This window comes from Actinomadura sp. NPDC000929, from assembly GCF_040492065.1.
GTDB classification, from domain to species: domain Bacteria; phylum Actinomycetota; class Actinomycetes; order Streptosporangiales; family Streptosporangiaceae; genus Spirillospora; species Spirillospora verrucosospora.
The window spans coordinates 1-1,001 of sequence record NZ_JBEUPA010000339.1 but is presented as its reverse complement, the minus strand read 5'-3'; the positions used below and the strand labels follow the sequence as shown (position 1 = coordinate 1,001).

At 78.2% G+C, this 1,001-nt stretch carries 2 protein-coding genes and 1 rRNA gene; 2 read left to right on the top strand and 1 reads right to left on the bottom strand.

Features of this window, described 5'->3' with window-relative positions:
* Positions 1-56: ribosomal RNA gene (rrf, locus tag ABWI04_RS42780) — 5S ribosomal RNA — on the bottom strand; the annotation flags it as partial.
* 23 nt (positions 57-79) lie between these two features.
* Between rrf and ABWI04_RS42775 the strand changes: the two genes are divergently transcribed.
* Both ABWI04_RS42775 and ABWI04_RS42770 read left to right on the top strand, forming a co-directional pair.
* Positions 80-367 carry a DUF6286 domain-containing protein gene (locus tag ABWI04_RS42775; protein WP_353835985.1) on the top strand — a complete coding sequence of 96 codons (288 nt, stop codon included), beginning with the start codon at positions 80-82 and terminating at the stop codon, positions 365-367.
* A gap of 84 nt (positions 368-451) precedes the next feature.
* On the top strand, positions 452-1,001 hold a 550-nt coding region (locus ABWI04_RS42770; protein WP_353835984.1), incomplete at its 3' end, for a hypothetical protein.

Here is a 1,001-nt window from a genome sequence, read left to right as displayed (position 1 = left end):
TTAACTTCCGGGTTCGGGATGGGACCGGGTGTTTCCCCCTCGCCAAAACCACCGAACGTCTCAACGCACCACCCGCAGGGTGGGCACGCTGGCGGGCGCCGATCCGCGGCTGGCGGGCGTCATCGGCCGCGCCGCGCTGCGCCGCACGCTCGCGGCCGCGGCGATGGAGGTCCCCGGCATCGAGCGCGCCCGCGTCCGGGGCCTCGGGTTCTTCCGCCGGGGCCTGCTCGTGCGGGCCGCCACCCACTACCGCAACCCGGCGAACCTCGCCGACCTCGTCCACGACGCGGTCGACGCGCGCCTGGACCGGATCGAGCCGATGCGCCGGCCGCCGGTCGACGTCCGCCTCGGCTGGCGGAAGGACTGAGGTGCCGGCGGGAGGGCCGCCCACGCCCGCGGGAGGTCCGGCAGTGCTGCGCAACGACCGACGGTGCCGACGGAAGGACTGACGATGAGGATCGCGATCGCGGTGACCGGGGCCGTGCTGCTGCTGGCCGGCGCGGCCGGCCTCGCCCTCGGCCTCGGCGCCTTCGACGCGTTCGGCGCCCTGTCGGGGCGGCCGCTGCTCGACCCCGCGCTGGCGCGCTTCGCCCGCGAGACCGGCTGGTTCCTGCCCTCCGCGGCGGGCGCCGCGGAGGTGCTCGCGCTCGCCGGCCAGCTGTGGCTGGTCATGCAGGTGCGGGCCGTCGTCCACCAGCGGTGGCCCGACCTCGACCCCGAGACCCGCGCCCGGGCCCGCGCCGCCGCCGACGTCCTGCACCGGGACGCGCGCGGGCTGCCCGGCGTCCAGGACGCCCGCGCCCGCCTCACCGGGACGGCCGACCGGCCGCGCCTGCGGCTGAACGTGGCCTGCGCGGGCGACGCCCTCGTGAGCGAGGTGTACGGGGAACTGGGCGCGGGCCCGGTCGAGCGGTACCGCCGCGCGGTCGGCATGCCCGACCTCCCGGTGGTGATCCGCTTCCGGCCCGAGGTCGAGCGGCCCCGCAGGCGCCCGCGCGGGC